At 45.8% G+C, this 7916-nt stretch carries 8 protein-coding genes; 5 read left to right on the forward strand and 3 right to left on the reverse strand.

Annotated features, from left to right (window positions below; all coding sequences use genetic code 11):
* The 4 genes from B7C60_RS18005 to B7C60_RS05755 all read left to right on the forward strand — a co-directional run.
* Nucleotides 1–385: LpxL/LpxP family acyltransferase (locus B7C60_RS18005; RefSeq protein WP_483887749.1), on the forward strand; the 385-nt coding region annotated here is incomplete at its 5' end.
* Nucleotides 386–541: 156 nt separating this feature from the next.
* On the forward strand, nt 542–2212 hold the full coding sequence (locus B7C60_RS05745) for a LytS/YhcK type 5TM receptor domain-containing protein (RefSeq protein WP_172953230.1): 1671 nt from the start codon (nt 542–544) through the stop codon (nt 2210–2212).
* Nucleotides 2197–2910, forward strand: a complete 714-nt coding sequence (locus tag B7C60_RS05750) for a LytR/AlgR family response regulator transcription factor (RefSeq protein ID WP_099610828.1) — start codon at nt 2197–2199, stop codon at nt 2908–2910. The genes B7C60_RS05745 and B7C60_RS05750 overlap by 16 nt, the downstream gene beginning before the upstream one ends.
* A 133-nt stretch (nt 2911–3043) precedes the next feature.
* Nucleotides 3044–4273, forward strand: coding sequence for an OFA family MFS transporter (locus B7C60_RS05755; RefSeq protein ID WP_099610829.1), 1230 nt, complete (start codon nt 3044–3046; stop codon nt 4271–4273).
* 69 nt (nt 4274–4342) lie between these two features.
* On the opposite strand, the gene pyrE is transcribed toward B7C60_RS05755, so the two are convergent.
* Together pyrE and rph are read right to left on the reverse strand one after the other, a co-directional pair.
* The gene (gene pyrE / locus B7C60_RS05760; protein WP_099610830.1) at nt 4343–4990 is read right to left on the reverse strand and encodes an orotate phosphoribosyltransferase; all 648 of its coding nucleotides are present in this window, start codon (nt 4988–4990) and stop codon (nt 4343–4345) included.
* 106 nt (nt 4991–5096) lie between these two features.
* Complete coding sequence (rph, locus tag B7C60_RS05765) at nt 5097–5813, reverse strand: ribonuclease PH (RefSeq protein ID WP_099610831.1); 717 nt, start codon at nt 5811–5813, stop codon at nt 5097–5099.
* A gap of 263 nt (nt 5814–6076) precedes the next feature.
* Here rph and B7C60_RS05770 point away from each other — a divergent pair, with 263 nt between their 5' ends.
* Entirely contained in the window at nt 6077–6943 is an 867-nt protein-coding gene (locus B7C60_RS05770) for a YicC/YloC family endoribonuclease (RefSeq protein ID WP_099610832.1), read from the forward strand.
* A 300-nt stretch (nt 6944–7243) separates the two neighbouring features.
* Here the strand turns inward: B7C60_RS05770 and B7C60_RS05780 are convergent.
* A partial coding sequence (locus tag B7C60_RS05780) for a SecC motif-containing protein (protein ID WP_245868648.1) occupies nt 7244–7916 on the reverse strand: 673 nt, incomplete at its 5' end.

Genomic DNA, 7916 nt, shown 5'->3' on the forward strand with positions numbered 1-7916 from the left:
GAAAACCATGCTACGCACACTGCGCCAAGGTCAACGTTTGTTCTATCTTCCGGATCACGATTACGGACGTAACAAGTCGGTGTTTGTACCATTTTTTGCGGTCAATAATGCCTGTACCACAACTGGAACCAGTATTTTGGCTTATACCAGTCGGTGTGCCATCGTCATGGGCTCAGGATTTAGGAATGCACAAGGTAAATATGAGATCAGAGCCGATCTTTCGATTGCAGAAAATTACCCACAAAAAGACGAAACTGCCGCAGCCGCTTATATGAACAAATACGTCGAACATGTTATTTTGCGTGCCCCAGAACAGTGGATGTGGCTGCATAAACGCTTTAAAACTTTGCCCGATCCTGAACTGAAGCACAGCCGTTATCATTAACCCCTTGCGCGTAAAAACCATTGCCCGTAGCGGCTGAGAGATAAGCGTTCAGCTTGCTGATATCACCGGTTTTGTTCGCCAATGATCTGAATCATAGGTAATGAAAAGGGAAGTCCGTTACACTGGCTTCCCTTTTCATTTTTCGCTCTTACCATGATGTATAACGACCAATTTGTGATGTTGCTGGCGGTGTTTGAACGTGCGGCCTTACTGCTAATGGTGCTATTTTGGCTAACACGGTTACACCTAATTCAAACCATTGTGCAAAAAACCGAGCGTCGCCCGACAGAAACAGCACTGCTGGCAGCCCTTTTTATCGGCTTTGCTCTATTTAGTACCTACACGGGCGTCAACGTCGATGGCTCATTGGTCAATGTTCGCATTATTGCCATTGTCGCTGGCGGGATTTTGTTTGGCCCATGGGTTGGGATCAGTGCCGGAGTTGTCTCTGGGCTGCATCGCTACTTAATTGATATTGATGGCCCAACGTCACAAGCCTGCTTAATTGCCAGTATCGTAGCCGGTTTATTATCGGCGTTGATCCATTATCGAGCCGATAAAATACATTATGCCCGCTATGGCATTTTAGTTGGCATGGCGTGTGAAGCGCTGACGATGGGGTTAATTGTCCTACTCGCAGAAGATCACCCGCTAGCTTATAACATTGTCAGCCATATTAGCTTTCCGATGATCGCCGGCACACTCTGTATTGGCTTAATTATTCAACTAGTTCAACACATTGATGATGAGAAAGAGCGACTGGCCGCCTTGCAAGCCAAACAAGCCCTTCATATTGCGACCCAAACACTGCCCTATTTTCGCCAAGGAGGCCGCAGTGCCCTCACCAAAGGGTGTCAAGTCATCCGTCACAATACTCAGGCCGATGCGGTAGCCATTACCGACACACAAGACGTTCTCGCCTATGTTGGCATTGGTGAAGAAGAGTATCTCGATGCGCATCATCAAATTAGTGAGCTGACTCAGCAAGCGGTAAAACTGGGTCAGCAGATCATCAGTAACAATTTGAATCTATATCATTTTCGTTCTTTATTGATTATTCCCCTATGGGAAAATCAGCAGGTAACCGGCACTTTAAAGATTTTTTATCGACAGCCCAATCGAATTCATCGTCCGTTAAAAGAGATGGCGATTGGCTTATCACAACTGATTTCAACCCAGTTGGAAGTGTCGCGTGTTGAACAACTCAAAGAGATGGCTAGCCAAGCCGAATTCTCGGCCCTGCAAAGCAAGATCAATCCGCATTTTCTATTCAACGCACTGAATGCGATTGCGAGTTTGATTCGCCTGCGTCCGGATGAGGCACGCAGCTTAATCGGCAATTTGGCTGACTTTTTGCGCTATAACTTACACTGCACACAACGGTTCATTCCACTTGATGACGCTCTCAAACAAGTGCGTGATTATGTTGCCATTGAACAAGCACGGTTCGGTCACAAATTAAAAGTTCACTTCGATGTCGAACCGGTGTCTATCTCGGTTGCGCCTTTGTTGATCCAACCTTTAGTGGAAAATGCCATCCAACATGGGTTTCAACCTTCTGCCCACGCTTGTGAGATCACGATTCAAGTGCGAGCCACCGCTCAAGGTGCGCAGGTAACCATTACCGATACTGGTGTCGGTATCGCACCAGAATTAATTGAACAGCTCTATCGAGGAGAAATTAATAGCCAGCATATCGGGCTAATGAATGTACATCAGCGGTTACAATTATTGTACGGTCAAGGGCTACGCATTGAACGATTAAACCCTGGAACACAAATTCGCTTCGATATTCTGACTAAGGGGAAAGCATGTTACGCGCAATAGTGGTTGAGGATGAATACTTAGCTCAAGAGGAGCTACGTTATTTAATTGAAAAACATAGTGATATCAAGATTATCGCCAGCTTTGACGATGGTTTGTCAGCGTTAAAATATCTACAAAACCATCCGGTAGATGTGTTGTTTTTAGACATTAATATGCCAGCCATGGATGGCATGTTATTAGCTCGTAGTCTGCCAGCAGCCATTCGACCTCCTTATATTATTTTCACCACGGCCTACAAAGAACACGCGGCAGAAGCCTTTGAACTGGAGGCTTTTGATTATTTATTAAAACCACTCAATGAACAACGAGTGAAAAATATACTCGATAAATTACAACTGACGCAGGCAATCAGTCAACCGATTCCCTGCAGTGCGCCACTGCATCTTATGCGCGACAATCGGATTCGGATCACCGAGCCTGAACAGGTGATTTATGCCATGGCGAAGGAGAAAATTACTCTGGTGTATTGTGATGACGGTGAGTTTTATGTGCCATATCCGATCAGCGAGCTATGCGAACAGCTTCCCGCCCACTCTTTTTTCCGCTGTCACCGCTCTTATTGTGTCAACCTTACTCGCGTGCAGGAAATCATCCCCTGGGTCAACAGTACTTATCTGCTCCATTTACAGGGAAGTGAAGCCACTATTCCTGTCAGTCGAAGTAACTTAAAAACCTTCCGCGAGCGAATGCAATTGTAATTCATGCCAAATAATTGCATTTGATGCGCCAATAATGCAGCTCATTTTATCTTGCTTTAACCCTATTGCTGATAGGGGAATAAGGCTCGTATCTTAACGGTAATCCTTACTCATTTTGTTATGGAGTACCGTTATGCGACACATGATTACCCCAAGATTACAGACCTTAATTGGCACCGTGATTGCACAATTTGCGCTCGGCTCTGTGTATACCTGGAGCTTATTTAACGCACCTCTCGCGGAAAAATTAGCCGCGCCGGTAAATCAGGTTGCCTTTTCTTTTGGGCTATTAACCTTGGCGCTTGCTTTGGCCTCTTCCGTATCTGGCTTACTGCAAAAACGATTTGGTGTACGTCGTGTCACTATTGCTGCAGGGTTAGTCTTGAGCTTGGGTTTACTCTGGGCTGGGCAAGTTTCCCAAGTCTGGTTACTGTATGTCAGTGCTGGTTTGATCCTTGGCTTTGCCGATGGCACCGGCTACTTAATGACCTTATCTAACTGCGTGCGGTTTTTCCCTGAACGTAAAGGCTTAGCTTCAGCTTGTGCCATTGGCGCATATGGGTTGGGTAGCTTAGGGTTTAAATACATTAACCTATATTTTCTTGAGCAAAGTGGCGTAAGCATGACCTTTACCATGTGGGCACTGATTGCGGGAAGCTTGGTGGTGCTCGGTGGCTTATTAATGCACGATGCCCCCATTCAAACAACCAGCCAAGTCAACAATAGTAGCGACCAACGCCAAGAATACTCATTACAACAAAGCACTAAAACACCTCAATTTTGGCTATTGGCTACGGTCTTTTTCACCATTTGTATGAGCGGTTTATACGTAATTGGCGTAGCAAAAGACGTAGGCGAACTGCAAGTACACCTCTCAACTGCGGCGGCCGCTTCTTCGGTAGCGATTCTAGCGATGGCTAATTTAGCGGGACGTTTAGTCTTGGGCATTTTGTCGGATAAAATGGAGCGCCGCAAAGTGGTGGGGATTGCGTTACTGATCTGTACCTTAGGTGTGAGCATCTTACTCTTTGTCCCCCTCAATGAAATGCGATTTTTTATGGCGATTGCCTGTGTTGCATTCAGTTTTGGCGGCGCGATTACGGTATTTCCAACCTTAGTCAGTGATTACTTTGGGCTCAATTCTTTGACCCAAAACTATGGGGTTATTTATCTTGGTTTTGGCCTAGGAAGCTTTTTTGGATCGATGGTTGCTTCTTTATTTGGCGGGTTTGAAGCGACTTTCAGCGTGATGTTACTGCTGCTCGGTGTATCACTGTGTATTGCTCTTTGGCTACGTGCGCCGAAAGAGACACAATCCACAGCTATCAGTTGGCAAGCCTCTTTATCTTCACACACTCGCTAAGCGATTAGGAACGGATTCACAATCAGAAAAGACTCCGCGGCTGGCTTCTATCACCAGCCGCGGTTTTATTTAGCCGTTCACACCATACTGAGCACGATAAGCTTTCACTGCATCCAGTTGGGCAGCATCCGTTCCTTGCTCTTGTAAATAGGTAACCAAATCGTTCAAGCTCACAATAGAGATGATCTGACAGCCAAAATCGCGTTCAACTTCCTGAATCGCCGACAGTTCGCTTTTACCTTTCTCTTGACGATCAATCGCCACTAAAACGCCCGCTAACTCAGCGCCATTGGCTTGAATGATTGCCATTGACTCACGAATCGCTGTCCCTGCGGTAATCACATCATCCACCAGCATAATGCGCCCTTCCAGCGCGGAGCCGACTAAGTTGCCACCTTCACCATGATCTTTGGCTTCTTTGCGGTTAAAACAGTAAGGCGTATCGATATCGTGGTGATCCGCTAAGGCCACGGCGGTAGTGGTGGCAATCGGAATCCCTTTGTAAGCAGGGCCAAACAGCACATCAAACTCAATACCAGAATCTGCCAGTGCCGCGGCATAAAAACGGCCGAGTCGCGCCAAATCACGCCCCGTATTAAACAGGCCAGCGTTAAAAAAGTAAGGGCTTTTACGACCGGACTTCAAAGTAAACTCACCAAATTTCAACACTTCCTTTTCTAAGGCAAACTCAATAAATTCACGCTGGTAGGCTTTCATGAATACTCTCTCGATGTTGGTTTTAGGTTTTAGGTTCTAGGACCTAGGTTCTAACTTCTTGCAATAGATAAAAAAATAGCCCCCTTAATGGGAGCTACTGACTCAATCATTCCGCTAACGCGGCTTTCTGCTCGGCGATGATCTCACCAATGCCTTTCTTGGCCGACGCCAGTAACGCTAGCAATTGATCATGGCTGAATGGTTCGCCTTCTGCCGTGCCTTGAATTTCGATCATCTTGCCTTCTTCCGTCATCACCACATTCATGTCAGTATCGGCAGCTGAGTCTTCAACGTACTCTAAATCACACAGTACCTCATCCCCTAAAATGCCAACCGAAACAGCAGCAACATGGCCTTTCATTGGGTTCTTTTTTAATTTTCCTTGTGCCACAAGGTGGGCAAAAGCATCGGCCATCGCCACACTTGCGCCAGAAATAGAAGCGGTACGAGTTCCACCATCGGCCTGAATCACATCACAGTCAACCGTAATCATAAACTCGCCCATCGCTTCCAGATCCACCACCGCACGTAAGCTGCGCGCGATCAAACGTTGAATTTCCATCGTACGACCACCTTGCTTGCCAGTCGTCGCTTCACGGCGGGTACGCGAATGCGTCGCGCGGGGCAACATGCCATATTCCGCGGTTACCCAGCCTTTACCTTGACCTTTTAGCCAACGCGGTACATTTTCTTCCACCGTTGCATTACACAAAACTTTAGTATTACCGAATTCAACGAGTACTGAGCCTTCAGCATACGCCGTATAATTGCGAGTGATTTTAATTGGGCGAACTTGATCTGCCGCGCGGTCATTTGGACGCATGGTTAAATGCCTTTTGTGAAGGAATAAACAAGATTGGAGCGAGATTATACTGGAAATAACGGTTAGGTGCTAGGTGCGAGCAATAGTCAAAACTCAAACGGAATACACAAGCAATCCATGCTCACTCGCTTTTCAACTATCTGGATCACCAAGCAAGCTGGATCATCAAGTAAGTGAGTAGGGATCGAACCTAGGATCTCGCCAATCTTTGCCGTATTATTGACTTATTGCGCTAAAAAGCCGACTCAATTAAGGATATGGTAATGATTTACAGCATGACTGCCTACGCACGCAAAGAACTGAAAGGCGAATGGGGCACCGCCGTATGGGAAATTCGTTCTGTTAACCAACGTTATTTAGAAACTTATTTTCGCTTACCCGAACAGTTTCGTAGCCTAGAACCGGTTCTTCGTGAACGTTTTCGTCAACGATTAGCCCGTGGCAAAGTTGAATGTCACTTACGTTATGAAGCCAGTGCCGCTGCACATAGTGAACTGATCATTAATGAACCGCTTGCCGAGCAAGTAATTAAAGCTGCCAACCAGATCATGCATATGACCGGTGAACTCAGCCGCATCAACCCATTCCAAGTGATGCAATGGCCGGGAGTGATGGAAACCCCAGAGCAAGACATGGATAGCATTAACAAAACACTGCTAGCAGGTTTCGATGATGCGCTAAGCGATTTTATTGAAGCACGTGGTCGTGAAGGCGACAATATGAAAGCGTTAATTGAACAACGCTTAACGGCCATTGGCGAAGAAGTGGTAAAAGTTCGCGCACGAATGCCAGAAATTCTCCAATGGCAACGTGAGCGTCTATTCAGTAAATTTGAAGAAGCCAACATTGAATTAGATGCCTCTCGTGTCGAGCAAGAACTCATTCTACTGGCACAAAAATCCGATGTAGCAGAAGAGCTGGATCGCCTCGACTCTCATATTAAAGAAACTCGTAATGTGCTTAAGAAAGGCGGTGCTTGTGGCCGAAAACTCGACTTTATGATGCAAGAATTTAACCGTGAATCGAACACACTGGCCTCAAAATCGATCTCGACCGATATCACCGCTTCTGGTGTAGAGCTGAAAGTGCTGATAGAACAAATGCGTGAGCAGATCCAAAACATCGAATAAGGTTTTTTGAGTCTCTCTAAGCTGACTTAATCTTACCAAGCCCCTGTAAATAGGGGCTTTTTTGTTTTCAGGAGATTTCAGGCCTTTGCCTGTATTTTCAACCAACTGGTGAGTTTAGTGGTGAGTAGGATTGATCCATAACCCCATCGCTTAGAGCAAGCCATTAAATACACCTGAAAGGACGTAGCGCTGATCTCGGCACGACTTGAAATGGCTCTAAGTGCTTGGCGCGCTTTAGCGTCTAAATCCCCATCCAAACGCTCGAATTTATAGTATTGATATTCGCTCACGATGACCTTGCTATGTATTTATTGTGAATTGAAACGCTTGTTTTAACAAAGGCTGTACTTGTACGACTCGAGCGATAGGATCACCGTTTACGTAGCACCTTGGATCAATAATGATAAATCCCCAAAACTGTAAAAATCGCTCAATAAACCGTGATTCGATGAGTAGGCTTACCTTTCTTTTCAGTGGAAAGTTATCGTCCGTAGGTAATGCTAGGAGCAAATCAGGGAAAGCGATCATCACCTCTTCAACCAACTGATCCACACTGTTGTGGCTTTGAATGCGCCACAGCATAAATAGCCAAAAAGTACGTAAGTCGATATCGTACTCGAAACTGTCCAAATACCCCCAATTATATTTGCTGATGGCGGCTTCTAGCATGGGTTTGAAAAAGGCTTGTAGCCCTTGGGCTTGGTATTGTTTTTGCGCCTCTTTTTTCACATGGTAGCGACCGCTGCGCCGGTAAATAATGCCGCTGATTTCGGCCAGTACTCGGGTGTAATGCAAGGCATTAAACTTGTCTTCGTTACTGCCGGCAAACTCACTGATACTGATATTATGTTTGAATTGAGCGACTGAAAACTCAGGTAATAATTCACTGGCCTGTTTGACTAATTTAACCGGCAAGTTACCTTTACTGGTGGCTTTGAATGAGCCCTCATTGGCCATCGCCTCTTCAAGTATT

Origin of the sequence: Vibrio fujianensis (assembly GCF_002749895.1) — a bacterium.
GTDB classification, from domain to species: Bacteria; Pseudomonadota; Gammaproteobacteria; order Enterobacterales; family Vibrionaceae; genus Vibrio; species Vibrio fujianensis.